Below are 13,749 nucleotides of genomic sequence, written 5' to 3' on the forward strand. Positions count from 1 at the left end.
CCCCGACGTCGGCTCAGCTACCCGCCCGTAGCACCGCCGCCACGATCGGGCCCGCGGCGTCGCCGCCGTGGCCGCCCTCCTCGGTGACCGCGGCCGCCGCGACGTCCCCGCGGTAGGCGGTGAACCAGCTGTTCGACTTGGTCTGGCCGGTGACCTCCGCCGAGCCGGTCTTGGCGCCGATCTCCGGGCCGAGACCCGCCATGACCTGCGCGGCGGTGCCCACCGTCGCGGTGCGGTACATCATCTGCCGCAGCTGAGCGGCGGTGCTGGGGGCGAGGCCGCGGGCGGGGGCGAGCTGCCGGTCGTCGAGGGAGCGCGGCACGATCACCGGCTGCCGGAAGACACCCGTCTTCGCGGTCGCCGTGACGGACGCCATGTTCAGCGGGTTCATCTGGATCTGGCCCTGCCCGATCGCGTTGGCCGCGCGGTCGGGGCCGCCGGACGGAGGGATCTTGCCGTCCGCCGACGCGATGCCGGTCTTCCAGTTGTCCTGGCCGAGACCGAAGCGGTCCTGCGCCTCACGCGTCAACGACTCGTCCGTCAGCGGCTTCTCGTCGATGAGCTTCACGAACGCGGTGTTGCAGGACCGCGCGAAGCTGTCCGCGAGGTTGGCGCCCTCGTTGGCCTTCATGCCCGGAAGGTTGTGGAACGTCTGGCTCTGCCAGGTCGCCGTGTCCGGGCAGGGCGCCGGGCTGCTGACCGAGGCGACACCGTTGTCGATGAGCATCGCCGTCGTGATGATCTTCATCGTGGAGCCGGGGGCCTGCTCGCCCTGGAAGGCGGCGTTGAAGCCGTCCTGGCGGTGGTTGGCGACCGCGAGGACCTGGCCCGTGCTCGGCTGCACGGCCACCACGGACGACTCGTCGAAGCTCTTCACGGCCTTCTCCGCCGCCGCCTGCGCGGTCGCGCTGAGCGTCGTGTGCAGCTCGCCGGCCTTGCCCTTCACCAGCGTGAGCAGCGTCTTGGTCCCGGCGTCCTCGTTCTCGGGCTGGATGTACGTCTCCACACCCGCTCGGCCGCCGGCCGTGTCACCGTACTTCTCGCGCAGCTGGTCCAGGATCGGCCCGAGCGAGGGGTACTTCTCCTTCGTCAGGACGGCGCCCGAGCGGTCCACGGCCTCGATGGGCGGCGCCGAGGCCTCGCCCGTGACGAGGGTGTCGCCCCTGCGCATGTCCGGGTGTACGACGGACGCCTGCCAGTCGACCAGCGCCCTGCCGGTGTTGAGGCCCCGCACGATCTTCAGCGAGGAGTCGTACGAGAGGGTCTTCTTCTTCCCCTCGAACGACACCGTGGCCTTCACCTTGAACGGCACCTGCGCCCCCGAGGGCGCCCCCGCCGTCAGCGTGGTCTGCGTGATGTGCGCGTCGTCGTGCCAGCCGGTCAGCGCCGAGAGCGCAGACTCCGCGTTGTTCGTGTACGTCGACGCGGAGTCCGGGTCGGACTTCGCCCAGGCCGCGAGGAACTTCTGCGACACGTCCTTGATCTCGTCCGCCGTCGGCGGCCCGGTCCTGCGCGGCGAGGGTGCCCCCGCCGTACTCGATCCGCCCGAACCGGTCACGGCTGTCACCACGTTGTACGCGCCGTATCCCGCGCCCCCGACCATGATGGCGAACACCCCGCCGATCACAGCCGCCTTGGCCCCCTTGCGCATGCTGCGTCCCCTCCCCAGGTTCCGGTGGGGAACTTTAGGCGGCAGCCGTGCCCGGTGTGACGAGAGTGCGCAGATGTTGTCCGAACTTGTCCGAACGGAGACCGCTTGCGCGGGGTCGGGTCGTCCGAGGTCAGACCCAGGAGTCCAGCCACATCCGGGACTGCCAGGAGTGGAACGGGATCGCCTGGCCGGTGTAGATCGGCCAGAAGTAGACGAAGTTCCACACGATCAGCAGGACGAGCACGCCCGCGCCCGCCGCGCCCACGACTCTGCGCCGCTCCCCGGAGCCCGGTGGCCCGAGGATCGCGCCGACCAGCATCGCGACGGCGAGACAGAGGAAGGGCACGAAGACGACCGCGTAGAAGAAGAAGATCGTGCGTTCCTGGTAGTTGAACCAGGGCAGATAGCCCGCGGCGATGGCGCACGCGATGGCTCCCGCCCGCCAGTCGCGGCGGAAGAACCAGCGCCACAGCAGATACAGCACGGCGAACGCCGCGGCCCACCACAGCAGCGGGGTGCCGAGCGCGAGGACCTCGCGGGCGCACTTGTCGCCCGCGCCGGCCGGGCAGCCGTCCTTGCCGGGCAGCGGGGACTCGTAGAAGTACGAGACCGGCCTGCCGTCGACGAGCCAGCTCCACGGGTTCGACTGGTAGATGTGCGGGGAGCTGAGCCCCACGTTGAACTTGTAGACCTCGTGCTCGTAGTGCCACAGGCTGCGCACCCAGTCGGGGAACAGCCAGGTCCAGGAGCCGCCCCGGCCGTCGGTCGCCGCCCAGTTGCGGAAGTAGCCGCCGGTCCCGTCGGCAGGAGAAAGGATCCAGCCGAGCCAGGACAGGACGTAGGTGCCGACCGCGACCGGCACCGTCGACAGGAACGCCCAGCCGAGGTCCCGCTTGAGCACGGTGACGTACGGCCGGCCGGCCCCGGCGACGCGGCGCGCGCCGACGTCCCACAGGACCGTGAGGATGCCGAACGCGGCCACGTAGATGAAGCCGTTCCACTTCGTGCCCGCGGCGAGACCCAGGCACAGGCCGGCCAGCAGCCGCCACGGGCGCAGGCCCAGGCGCAGCGTCTCGGCGATGTGCGCGTCGGGGCGTGGCACGCCGTCCTCGCCCCTCGGGAGCGCGGCGGCGAGCTTCCCGCGCGCCTTGTCGCGGTCCACGACCAGGCAGCCGAACGCGGCAACGACGAAGAACACGAGGATCGAGTCGAGGAGCGCCGTGCGGCTCATGACGAACGCGAGGCCGTCCACGGCGAGCAGCAGACCGGCCAGGCAGCCGAGGAACGTCGAGCGGAACAGCCGCCGCCCGATGCGGCACACCAGCAGCACGCACAGCGTGCCGAGCACCGCCGTCATGAACCGCCAGCCGAACGGGTTGAATCCGAACAGCCACTCACCGATCCCGATGACGTACTTGCCGACCGGCGGATGCACGACGTACGCGGCGTCGTGCGGGATCGGCACATGGCCGTCGGTCTTGAGGATCAGGTCGTTGGCGTTCTTGTCCCAGTTGACCTCGAAGCCGCGGTGGATCAGCGCCCACGCGTCCTTCGCGTAGTACGTCTCGTCGAATATCACGGCCTTCGGGCTGCCGAGATGCCAGAACCGCATCAGGCCCGCGACCAGCGTCACGAGCAGCGGACCGAGCCAGCCCGACCAGCGCGTCATGCCCCGCGCGACCCCGTCGGAGAGGCCGAGCGTCGCCCACAGCCGCGACGACGGCGGCGCGTACGGCGGCACGAGCCGCGTGCCCACGTCGCCTCTGGGCCGCGCCACGTGACCGAACCGCCGCAGCCGGCGCTCCCACGTCGACGGCTGCCGCCCCTCGCCGGGGCTTCGGCCCGGCGGGGCGCTGGTCGAGGGCGAGTGCGGCGAGGACGCAGTACTGGTCACCGCGCCATCGTAGGGAACGTCACTGTGCGAGTCCCGTGTGCGGCCCGACCGAGTCGGCCGGTCCCCGCCCCTGCGAGGATGGATCCGTGACATCAAGCCCAGAATCCCCCGGAACGCTCGTGCTCGCGGGCACGCCCATCGGAGACGTGTCGGACGCGCCGCCCCGGCTCAGCAAGGAGCTGGCCGGCGCCGACGTCATCGCCGCCGAGGACACCCGCAGGCTGCGGCGCCTGACGCAGGCGCTCGGGGTGACCCCGGGCGGGCGCGTCGTGTCGTACTTCGAGGGGAACGAGTCCGCCCGCACGCCCGAGCTGGTCGAGGCGCTCGCGGGCGGGGCCCGGGTGCTGCTCGTGACCGACGCGGGGATGCCGTCCGTGTCCGACCCCGGGTACCGGCTCGTCGCCGCCGCCGTCGAGCGGGACATCAAGGTCACCGCCGTGCCCGGTCCGTCCGCCGTGCTGACCGCGCTCGCGCTGTCCGGGCTGCCCGTCGACCGGTTCTGCTTCGAGGGCTTCCTGCCCCGCAAGGCAGGCGAGCGCATGGGCCGGCTCAAGGAAGTGGCGGAGGAACGCCGCACTCTCGTCTATTTCGAGGCCCCGCACCGCCTCGACGACACCCTTGCCGCGATGGCGGAGGCATTCGGCGCCGACCGCAGGGCGGCCGTGTGCCGCGAGCTCACCAAGACGTACGAGGAAGTGAAGCGGGGCCCGCTCGGGGAACTCGCGAAATGGGCCGCTGAAGGCGTACGCGGCGAAATCACCGTCGTCGTCGAGGGCGCCCCGGAGAAGGGCGCGGAGTCACTGGACGCCTCCGAGCTGGTGCGCAGGGTGCAGGTGCGCGAGGAGGCGGGGGAGCGGCGCAAGGAAGCAATCGCCGCGGTGGCCGCCGAAGCGGGGCTACCCAAGCGCGAGGTCTTCGATGCCGTGGTGGCGGCAAAGAATGCCGCTCGGGGCGCCCCATCGGAGGGCAAAGGACTATCGTGAAAAGCAAAGCGCAGGCCGAGCATCGGGCCTCTTCCGATAAGGAAAGGCCAAATCGGATCCAATAGTCGACAGGCCTGATGCGATCGCGCCGGGAGAAGCGTCCACTGGTTGAAGGGACGCACCCGTCCCTCGCTTCAGGGTGGATGTAATGCCCCGCCCTGAGGTGCCTTGTCCAGCGGACAAGAGGAGCAGGCATGAGTGAGATCGCAGGCGCCGTACCGACCCCGACCGGTGCTGCCGCACCCCAGATACCCAACCGGAGCGCGGCCACAGCCATCGCCCACGAGTCGTACGCCTTCGCCTGCATGCGGTGCGGTCACGGCTGGGAACAGAGTTACGAGATCGAGCACCACATCGACGGCGACGGCGCTGAGTTCGTGATGTACGTGGTGGGCGGCGAGCGGGTCCCGTCGCCGCTGACCCGGCCCACGTGCCTCAACTGCGGCGGCCATGTCGTACGGATCATGAGGGCGGGGCGGGTCTCGTCGATCCTCGGCATGATGCACCGCGAGGAGGCGGAGCCCGCGCGACGGCACGAGACCGGCGCGGAGGCGGGGGAGCACCCCGCGAAGGACCACCACTGGCACCTCTCCGACCTGCTGCATCCCTTCCAGAACCGCAAAACAGACTGAGCGCCGACCGAGCGGCAACCGCACCCCGACGACCCCGGTGACCCCGGCTTCGTAAAATCGGGGCATGAGCTCTGACCGTTCGAAGGACGTCACCCCGCCGCCGCTGCCCGCGCCCCTCGCGGTGCCGGTCGCCGACTCGCACACCCACCTCGACATGCAGTCGGGCACGGTGGAGGAGGGCCTCGCCAAGGCCGCGTCGGTGGGTGTGACGACCGTCGTCCAGGTCGGCTGCGACGTGAACGGGTCCCGCTGGGCCGCCGACACCGCGGCCGCGCACCCGAGCGTGCACGCCACCGTCGCCCTGCACCCGAACGAAGCGCCCCGTATCGTCCTCGGCGACCCCGACGGCTGGTCGCGGCAGGGGGAGCGGCCGGCCGGCGGCGACGCGGCCCTCGACGAGGCGCTCGCGGAGATCGACCGGCTCGCGGCCCTCCCGCACGTCAAGGGCGTCGGCGAGACCGGACTCGACCACTTCCGTACGGGACCTGAAGGCATCGCCGCGCAGGAGCGCTCGTTCCGGGCCCACATCGAGATCGCCAAGCGGCACGGCAAGGCGCTCGTGATTCACGACCGCGACGCCCACGACGACGTGCTGCGGATCCTCAAGGAGGAGGGCGCTCCCGAGCGCACCGTCTTCCACTGCTACTCCGGAGACGCGGAGATGGCCCGGATCTGCGCGGAGAACGGCTACTTCATGTCGTTCGCCGGGAACATCACCTTCAAGAACGCGCAGCCCCTGCGCGACGCGCTCGCCGTCGCCCCGCGCGAACTCGTTCTGGTCGAGACCGACGCGCCCTTCCTGACCCCCGCGCCCTACCGCGGACGGCCTAATGCCCCGTATCTCATTCCGGTCACGCTGCGCGCGATGGCCGCGGTGAAGGGCCTCGACGAGGACACCCTCGCAGCGGCCGTCTCCGCCAACACGGCCCGCGCCTTCGACTACTGAACGACCACGCTCCCGGGACGGCGCCCGGCGGGTGAGGCCGGCAACGAGGCGCGACACAGCGTAGTCGTGATGCTTTGGAGAGTGACGATGCTCCGCTAGGTTCTCCTCGCCGATCCGGACCCAGGAGCGTCGTCGTGAGCAATTCGCCGTACGGGACGTATGAGCCGCAGGAAACGCTCGACGCGCTCGGGACATACGACCCACCGCCCGGCCCGCAGCCCTACGGGGGCACCTACCGCCCCGGCTACGAGTCGATGGAGACCCAGCCGGCCTGGCAGGTGCCCGAAGCGCTGCTGCCGCGCCAGTCCGCCCCGGCCGCGGGGCGCGCCGAGGCCCGCAGGGCGGCCCGGCGCAGGAAACGGCCCGAGCGCCCCGAGACCCTCAGACGCCTGCTTCCGCAGGCCCTCGTCGTCGTGTTCCTGGCCGGCGGCACCACCGCGTTCGTCGCCGCCGACAAGGCGGTCCAGCTCAGCGTCGAAGGCAGGCCGCGCACCCTGCACACCTTCGCGGACGACGTCGGCGAGCTGCTCGCCGACGAGGGGGTCGACGTCGGCCCGCACGACGTCGTCGCGCCCGCCCCCGGCACCGCCCTGGCCAGCGGGGACGAGGTCACCGTGCGCTACGGCAGGCTCGTCCACCTCACCATTGACGGGCAGCGCCGCCAGGTGTGGACCACCGCGGGCACCGTCGACGGCGCGCTGCACCAGCTGGGCGTGCGCGCCGAGGGCGCCTACGTCTCCGCGTCCCGCTCCCGCCGCATCGCCCGCGACGGCCTCGAGTTCGACGTCCGCACGGAACGCAGCGTCATGGTCATGGCCGACGGGCGCGAGCGCACCATCCGTACCAACGCCGCCACCGTCCGGGACGCCGTGGACGAGGCGGGCATCTCGCTGCACGGCCAGGACACCACGTCCGTGCCGCAGGACAGCTTCCCGCGCGACGGGCAGACGATCACCGTCATGCGGATCAAGGGCAGCAAGGAGGTGCGCGAGGAAGTCATCGAGTACGCCGTGGAGCGCACCCAGGACCCGACGCTGTTCCGCGGCACCGAGGTCGTCGAACGGGCGGGCCGCCAGGGCGCCCGCCGTGTCACCTACGCCCTGCGCACCGTCAACGGCGTCAAGCAGAAGCCGCGCCGCATGAGCGCCGAGGTCGTGCGCGAGCCGCGCAGCCAGGTCGTGAAGGTCGGCACCAAGCCGCTGCCGCCCTCCGTCGCAGGCGCCGACGGCCTGAACTGGAGCGAGCTCGCCCGGTGCGAGTCCGGCGGGCGCCCCTCCGCGACCGACGCCACCGGCACCTACGGCGGCCTCTACCAGTTCGACGTACAGACCTGGCGCAGCCTGGGCGGCGGCGGCCGGCCCCAGGACGCGTCCGCCTCCGAGCAGACGTACCGGGCGAAGAAGCTCTACGTGCGGCGCGGGGCGAGCCCCTGGCCGCACTGCGGGGGCCGCCTGCACGGGTAGGGCTCCCGCAGTGCGGTCGGGACCCGGTCGTGGCGCCCCGTACCCTGAGACCGTGAGCACCACTGACCCCCAGGGCCCCCTGCTTGGCCCCGCCGACATCCGCGAACTGGCGGCAGCCCTGGGCGTGCGGCCCACGAAACAGCGCGGCCAGAACTTCGTCATCGACGCCAACACGGTCCGCCGCATCGTCCGCACCGCGCAGGTCACCCCCGAGGACAACGTCGTCGAGGTCGGCCCCGGCCTCGGCTCGCTGACCCTGGCGCTCCTGGAGGCGGCGGCCCACGTCACCGCCGTCGAGATCGACGACGTGCTCGCCGCCGCGCTGCCCGCGACGATCGAGGCCCGCCTCCCGCAGAAGAAGGACGCCTTCGCGCTCGTCCACTCCGACGCGATGCAGGTACGCGAACTGCCGGGCCCCGCGCCCACGGCGCTCGTCGCGAACCTGCCGTACAACGTCGCCGTGCCGGTCCTGCTCCACATGCTCGACACCTTCCCCACCATCGAGCGCACGCTCGTCATGGTGCAGGCCGAGGTCGCCGACCGCCTCGCGGCCGCCCCCGGCTCGAAGGTCTACGGCGTCCCGTCGGTCAAGGCCAACTGGTACGCGGACGTGAAGCGCGCCGGCTCCATCGGGCGGAACGTCTTCTGGCCCGCGCCGAACGTCGACAGTGGCCTCGTCGCCCTGGTCAAGCGCGCCGAACCCGTGGCGACCACCGCCTCCAAGCGCGAGGTCTTCGCCGTGGTCGACGCGGCCTTCGCCCAGCGCCGCAAGACCCTGCGCGCCGCCCTGTCCGGCTGGGCCGGATCGGCCGCCGCCGCCGAGGCCGCCCTGGTCGCGGCCGGTGTCTCCCCGCAGGCGCGCGGCGAGGCCATCACGGTCGAGGAGTTCGCAAGGATCGCGGAGAACAAGCAGTGAGCGTGACCGTACGGGTCCCCGCCAAGGTCAACGTCCAGCTCGCGGTGGGCGCCGCCCGCCCCGACGGCTTCCACGACCTCGCCAACGTCTTCCTCGCCGTCGGCCTGCACGACGACGTCACGGCGACCGCGGCCGACGAACTGACCCTCACCTGCGAGGGCCCCGGCGCGGACCAGGTCCCCCTCGACCGCACGAACCTCGCGGCCCGCGCCGCGATCGCGCTCGGTGAGCGGTACGGGATCGAGCCCCGCGTCCACCTCCACATCGACAAGGACATCCCCGTCGCCGGCGGCATGGCGGGCGGCTCCGCGGACGCGGCCGGCGCGCTCGTGGCCTGCGACGCGCTGTGGGGCACCGGCGCCACTCGGGACGAACTCCTGGAGATCTGCGCCGAGTTGGGCAGCGATGTGCCGTTCAGTCTGGTCGGCGGGGCGGCGCTCGGCACCGGACGCGGCGAGAAGCTTCAACTCCTGGACGTGGGCGGGAAGTTCTGGTGGGTGTTCGCGGCCGCCGACGGAGGGCTCTCGACGCCCGCCGTGTACGGCGAGTTCGACCGTCTCGCCGAAGGCCGCGCCGTCCCCGAGCCGGAGGCCTCGCCCGCGCTGCTCGACGCCCTGCGCTCCGGCGACGCGACGGCGCTGGCCGCGACGCTCACGAACGACCTCCAGCCCGCCGCGCTCTCCCTCTTCCCCGCGCTGAAGGACACCCTCCACGCGGGCACGGCGGCGGGCGCCCTCGCGGCGCTGGTCTCCGGCTCGGGCCCGACCACGGCGTACCTCTGCGCGGACGAGACGTCGGCGCACACGGTCGCCGCCGCCCTCACGGCGTCCGGCACCTGCCGCTCCGTACGGGTCACGACGTCACCGGCGCCGGGCGCGACGGTCGTCCGGGGCTGACACAGCGGGACGTACTCACGGGTAACTGAGTACGTCCGCGCTGTCGGCCACCGCGGGTGCCGCGGCACCGTGGTCGCCATGACCACCGACACCACGAGCGCCCGGCACCGGCGCCGCAGACGCCGCATCGGCAGCGCTGTCGTCCCGCTCGGCGCGCTCGCCCTCGTCGGGCTGCACTCCGCGCTCGCCACCCGCGGCCACCTCCTGCCCCCGCCCGCCGGGGGCGGCTGGCAGGGCAGGGTCGTACGGCCGCGCGAGGTCGCCGCGGTCCTCAGCCGGGCCGGCGCAGGTCCCCGCAGCCGGGCCGCTCGGCGGCGCGCTGCACGAAGGCCCTGAACGCGGCCGTCGCGAACTTCCCGTCGTGGGGCGTGGCGTGGTACGGCGCGACCGCGAACCGGGCGCCGCAGCACCCGCACCCCGTCCCCCGCTCCCTCGCCCCCGCCCGTGTCCGGGCCGTCACAGCGAAGGCGCAGGCTGTCGGACCCCTCGCGGCGACTACGCTGGAAGACTGATCCATCCCCTTGTCAGGAGCGAAATGGCAGTCAACCTGGTCAATGTCGAGGCAGTCAGCAAGGTGTACGGCACCCGTGCCCTGCTCGACGGCGTATCGCTCGGCGTGTCCGAGGGGGACAGGATCGGTGTCGTCGGGCGTAACGGCGACGGCAAGACCACCCTCATCCGGATGCTCGCCAAGCTGGAGGAGGCCGACACCGGCCGCGTCACCCACAGCGGCGGCCTGCGCCTCGGCGTCCTCACGCAGCACGACTCCCTCGACCCCGAGGCGACCGTCCGGCACGAGGTCATCGGTGACCTCGCCGACCACGAGTGGGCGGGCAACGCCAAGATCCGCGACGTGCTCACCGGCCTCTTCGGCGGACTCGACCTGCCCGGCTTCCCGCAGGGCCTCGACACGGTCATCGCCCCGCTGTCCGGCGGCGAGCGCCGCCGCATCGCGCTCGCGAAACTCCTCATCGGCGAGCCCGACCTGATCGTCCTCGACGAGCCCACCAACCACCTCGACGTCGAGGGCATCTCCTGGCTGGCGGGCCACCTCCGGGCCCGCCGCTCCGCCCTCGTCTGCGTGACCCACGACCGCTGGTTCCTCGACCAGGTCTGCACCCGCATGTGGGACGTGCAGAAGGGCGACGTCTTCGAGTACGAGGGCGGCTACAGCGACTACGTCTTCGCGCGCGCCGAGCGCGAGCGCATCGCGGCGACCGAGGAGACCAAGCGGCAGAACCTGATGCGCAAGGAGCTGGCCTGGCTGCGCCGCGGCGCCCCGGCCCGCACCTCCAAGCCCCGCTACCGCATCGAGGCGGCGAACGAGCTCATCGCCGATGTGCCGGAGCCGCGCGACAAGAGCGAGCTGATGAAGTTCGCCAGCTCCCGGCTCGGCAAGACCGTCTTCGACCTCGAGGACGTCACCGTGCAGGCCGGGCCCAAGGTCCTCCTCAAGCATCTGACCTGGCAGCTCGGCCCCGGCGACCGCATCGGCCTCGTCGGTGTGAACGGCGCCGGCAAGACCTCCCTCCTGCGGGCCATGGCACAGGCCGCCCGCACCGGCGGCGAGGAGCAGCCCGCGGCGGGCCGCGTCGCCGTCGGCAAGACCGTGAAGCTCGCCTACCTCTCGCAGGAGGTCGCCGAGCTCAACCCCGAACTGCGCGTCATCCAGGCCGTGCAGCAGGTCCGCGACCGCGTCGACCTCGGCAAGGGCCGCGAGATGACCGCGGGCCAGCTCTGCGAGACGTTCGGCTTCAACAAGGAGAAGCAGTGGACGCCCGTCGGCGACCTCTCCGGCGGTGAGCGCCGCCGCCTCCAGATCCTGCGCCTCCTCATGGACGAGCCGAACGTCCTCTTCCTCGACGAGCCGACGAACGACCTCGACATCGAGACCCTCACGCAGCTGGAGGATCTCCTCGACGGCTGGCCCGGCTCCATGGTCGTGATCTCCCACGACCGGTTCTTCATCGAGCGCACCACGGACCGGGTGTTCGCGCTGCTCGGCGACGCCACGCTGCGGATGCTGCCGCGCGGTATCGACGAGTACCTGGAGCGCCGCCGCCGCATGGAGGAGGCCGTCGCCGCCTCGATGACGGCCGCCGCCGCGACCCCCGCCACGGGCACGCCGGAGAAGGCGGTGTCCGCCGCGGACGCCCGCGCCGCGAAGAAGGAACTCCAGAAGATCGAGCGGCAGCTGGACAAGATGTCCGAGAAGGAGACCAAGCTGCACGCGCAGATCGCCGATAACGCCACGGACTTCGCGAAGGTGGCCAAGCTGGACGGCGAGCTGCGCGAACTGATCGGGGAGCGCGAAGAGTTGGAGATGCGCTGGCTCGAGCTCGCGGAGGACGCGTGAAGCTCCCGTAACAGACCCATCACGGGCCGGTGCTCCCTTGGGAACAGGGGAGCGACCGGCCCGATGTGCTACTGCACAGGGTGATAGAAAGGGCGCTCTGGGTTTGCCTGAGAACGACCAGAGAACGTCCTGAAATCGACCAGGCGAGCAGACACATCAGTGAAGACGGGGGGAGCGCTGATGACTCAGCCGCCCAATCAGCCGCCGCAAGGCGGCTTCGGAGCACCACAGGATCCGCAGCAGCCACCGGGTCAGCCGCCGCAGCCTCCGGGCCAGCCGCCGCAGACGCCGCCGGCACCGCAGCCCGGATACGGCTACCCGCAGCAGCCGGGCCCGTACGGCCAGCCCCCGCAGGGCGGCCCCTACGGTCAGCCCCAGCAGCCGGGTCCTTACGGACAGCCGCAGCAGCAGCCGGGACCGTACGGCCAGCAGCCCCAGTACGGCTATCCGCAACAGCAGCCCCAGTACGGCTACCCGCAGCAGCAGCCCCCGTTCCCCGGTGGCCCCGCGGGCCCGGGCGGCGGCAAGAACCCCTTCAAGGGCCGGACCGGGATCATCGTGGCCGCCGCCGTGGCCGTCGTCGTGATCGCCGGCGGCGTGGTGTGGGCGGTCGTGGGCGGCGGTGACGACAAGAAGAAGGACCCCGTCGCCGACAAGAGCCAGGACCCCAAGCCCACCGGCTCCGCGCCGGTCGACCCGGGTGACGGCTCCGGTGACGGACGCGACGGCAAGGAGGACCTCAACGCGGGCCGCCAGGCCGGTGAGTCGAAGGTCCTCTGGTACAAGACGGCCCCCAAGGCCCCCGGCGACGGCGCGGACGCGCCCGGCATGTGGGTCACCGACACGCTCGCCGCGAAGGCGGTCTACAACGAGCTCGTCGCGTACAACATCTCGGACGGCAAGCCGAGTTGGCCGACCATCAAGCTCCCGCAGAAGATCTGCGGCGCCAGCGTGCAGAAGTCGGACGACGACAAGGTCGCCATCGCGTACATGAGCGGTGTCACCGACCGCGCCAAGTGCAACCAGGTCCAGCAGATCGACCTGAAGACCGGCAAGAAGGACTGGGAGAAGAAGATCCCCGAGGGGGACCTCTTCGACGGCACCGGCAGCGGCGTCGAACTCACCTACGCGGGCAGCACGTTGATGGTCGGCCGCCAGATGTCCGGCCTCGGTCTGAGCGTCAGCGACGGCAAGCAGCTGTTCGAGAAGAAGAAGTACGGCGCGGCCTGCTTCCCCGGCGCCTTCGCAGGCGGCGAGCGCCTCCTGGCCGTCTCCTCCTGCGGTGCCTCCACGGACAAGGAGCACGACGAGATCCAGGAGCTGGACCCGGCGACGGGCAAGGCGAAGTGGACCAAGCCGTTCCCCAAGGGCTGGAAGGTCGCCCGCGCCTACTCCGTCTCGCCGGTCGTCCTCTACCTCACCAACGAGGACAAGAAGCAGTGGAACATCACCACGCTGAAGAACGGCAGCAGCGCGGTGCGTTCCGAGGTCTCGGTCGACGAGGACTTCGCGCCCGAGTGCGGCTGGGCCATCCTCGACCGTGACCTCCAGGGCTGCACGGGCGTCGCCGCCGACACCAACACGCTGTACCTGCCGACCAAGGCGACCAGCGGCAGCGCCAACGAGGTCGTCGCGATCAGCCTGGAGAACGGCAAGGAGCGCTGGCGCGCGAAGTCGCCGGTGGCGCAGAACATGCTGCCGCTGAAGACCGAGGGCGGCGCCGTGATCGCCTATGTCAACGCCTCGTACGACGCCGGTGGCAGGGTCGTATCGATCGCGACGGCGGGCTCGCACACGCCGAAGACCCTGCTGCAGAACCCGGCGGGAACCGCGCAGATCGAGAACGGCTTCTACTCCAAGGCGGTCGACTACGTCGACGGGCGCTTCTACATCTCCACGACGCGCCTGTCCGGCACGGCCAAGGGCGAGGAGAAGCTGATGCTGGCGTACGGCAAGTGATCGCCGCAGCCCCAGTGACCGCCCACCGCACCGCTGCCCGCTCCTTCTCCCCG

General features: G+C 71.6%; 11 protein-coding genes. 9 read left to right on the top strand and 2 right to left on the bottom strand.

All coding sequences use genetic code 11. The annotated features are described in order from the left end of the window. Positions 1-13: 13 nt before the first annotated feature. On the bottom strand, positions 14-1,651 hold the full coding sequence (locus tag CG723_RS27250; protein ID WP_100596137.1) for a penicillin-binding transpeptidase domain-containing protein: 1,638 nt from the start codon (positions 1,649-1,651) through the stop codon (positions 14-16). Between the two features lie 130 nt (positions 1,652-1,781). Next, positions 1,782-3,545, bottom strand: a complete 1,764-nt coding sequence (locus tag CG723_RS27255) for a dolichyl-phosphate-mannose--protein mannosyltransferase (protein ID WP_234374538.1) — start codon at positions 3,543-3,545, stop codon at positions 1,782-1,784. An 86-nt stretch (positions 3,546-3,631) separates the two neighbouring features. Between CG723_RS27255 and rsmI the strand changes: the two genes are divergently transcribed. The 9 genes from rsmI (at position 3,632) to CG723_RS27300 (ending at position 13,696) form a co-directional block, all read left to right on the top strand. Next, entirely contained in the window at positions 3,632-4,528 is an 897-nt protein-coding gene (gene rsmI / locus CG723_RS27260) for a 16S rRNA (cytidine(1402)-2'-O)-methyltransferase (protein ID WP_100596189.1), read from the top strand. 194 nt (positions 4,529-4,722) lie between these two features. After that, the gene (locus CG723_RS27265; protein ID WP_100596139.1) at positions 4,723-5,160 is read left to right on the top strand and encodes a hypothetical protein; all 438 of its coding nucleotides are present in this window, start codon (positions 4,723-4,725) and stop codon (positions 5,158-5,160) included. Between the two features lie 64 nt (positions 5,161-5,224). After that, positions 5,225-6,106, top strand: a complete 882-nt coding sequence (locus CG723_RS27270; RefSeq protein ID WP_100596140.1) for a TatD family hydrolase — start codon at positions 5,225-5,227, stop codon at positions 6,104-6,106. A gap of 134 nt (positions 6,107-6,240) precedes the next feature. Then, positions 6,241-7,569: a ubiquitin-like domain-containing protein gene (locus tag CG723_RS27275; RefSeq protein ID WP_324904765.1), complete on the top strand. Its 1,329-nt coding sequence runs from the start codon at positions 6,241-6,243 to the stop codon at positions 7,567-7,569. Between the two features lie 52 nt (positions 7,570-7,621). Beyond that, positions 7,622-8,485 (top strand): 16S rRNA (adenine(1518)-N(6)/adenine(1519)-N(6))-dimethyltransferase RsmA, encoded by an 864-nt coding sequence (gene rsmA, locus CG723_RS27280; RefSeq protein ID WP_100596141.1) that lies wholly within the window; start codon positions 7,622-7,624, stop codon positions 8,483-8,485. Further along, positions 8,482-9,381, top strand: a complete 900-nt coding sequence (locus CG723_RS27285; protein WP_100596142.1) for a 4-(cytidine 5'-diphospho)-2-C-methyl-D-erythritol kinase — start codon at positions 8,482-8,484, stop codon at positions 9,379-9,381. Before rsmA ends, CG723_RS27285 begins: the two co-directional genes overlap by 4 nt. Positions 9,382-9,459: 78 nt before the next feature. Further along, positions 9,460-9,717, top strand: a complete 258-nt coding sequence (locus CG723_RS46420; protein ID WP_159032553.1) for a hypothetical protein — start codon at positions 9,460-9,462, stop codon at positions 9,715-9,717. A gap of 199 nt (positions 9,718-9,916) precedes the next feature. Next, on the top strand, positions 9,917-11,737 hold the full coding sequence (locus CG723_RS27295; RefSeq protein WP_100596144.1) for an ABC-F family ATP-binding cassette domain-containing protein: 1,821 nt from the start codon (positions 9,917-9,919) through the stop codon (positions 11,735-11,737). 180 nt (positions 11,738-11,917) lie between these two features. Further along, a complete protein-coding gene (locus tag CG723_RS27300) occupies positions 11,918-13,696 on the top strand; it encodes an outer membrane protein assembly factor BamB family protein (RefSeq protein ID WP_100596145.1) in 1,779 nt (592 codons plus the stop codon). The last annotated feature ends 53 nt before the right edge of the window (positions 13,697-13,749 follow it).

This window comes from Streptomyces sp. CB01635 (assembly GCF_002803065.1).
Classification (GTDB): domain Bacteria; phylum Actinomycetota; class Actinomycetes; order Streptomycetales; family Streptomycetaceae; genus Streptomyces.

Bases quoted from the DNA above. Each gene is read 5' to 3' on its own strand.
- CG723_RS27250 (WP_100596137.1), bottom strand. From the start codon at position 1,651: ATGCGCAAGGGGGCCAAGGCGGCTGTGATCGGCGGGGTGTTCGCCATC.
- CG723_RS27265 (WP_100596139.1), top strand. From the start codon at position 4,723: ATGAGTGAGATCGCAGGCGCCGTACCGACCCCGACCGGTGCTGCCGCA.
- CG723_RS27270 (WP_100596140.1), top strand. From the start codon at position 5,225: ATGAGCTCTGACCGTTCGAAGGACGTCACCCCGCCGCCGCTGCCCGCG.
- CG723_RS46420 (WP_159032553.1), top strand. From the start codon at position 9,460: ATGACCACCGACACCACGAGCGCCCGGCACCGGCGCCGCAGACGCCGC.
- CG723_RS27295 (WP_100596144.1), top strand. From the start codon at position 9,917: ATGGCAGTCAACCTGGTCAATGTCGAGGCAGTCAGCAAGGTGTACGGC.
- CG723_RS27300 (WP_100596145.1), top strand. From the start codon at position 11,918: ATGACTCAGCCGCCCAATCAGCCGCCGCAAGGCGGCTTCGGAGCACCA.